The sequence below is a fragment of the Amycolatopsis sp. SID8362 genome, from assembly GCF_010550475.1.
Lineage (GTDB): Bacteria > Actinomycetota > Actinomycetes > Mycobacteriales > Pseudonocardiaceae > Amycolatopsis > Amycolatopsis eburnea.
In genome coordinates, this window is record NZ_JAAGNB010000051.1 from 1 (window position 1) to 243 (window position 243).

Consider the following 243-nt stretch of genomic DNA (forward strand, 5'->3'; position numbering starts at 1 on the left):
GGTCCGCAGCCGCGCCGCCCGCGTCGGCCGCCCGGTGCTGCTGTCGGTCCAGGGCTCCCGGCTGGTCGTCGTGGTCGGCGGGCCGACCGAAGGCGGCGTCAAGGAGCGGGAAATCCTCGCGCGCATGTCGGTCGCGTTCGCCGAGGGCCCGGTGGTGGCCGGCCCGACGGTCCCGTCGCTGGCCGAGGCCCACCACAGCGCGACCGAGGCGCTCTCGGGGCTGCGCGCGGTGGTCGGCTGGCC

Annotated in this window: 1 pseudogene; it reads left to right on the forward strand. The window is 78.6% G+C overall.

What is annotated here, in order from left to right:
• Positions 1–243 (forward strand): annotated as a pseudogene (locus G3I65_RS01430) (PucR family transcriptional regulator); the annotation flags it as partial.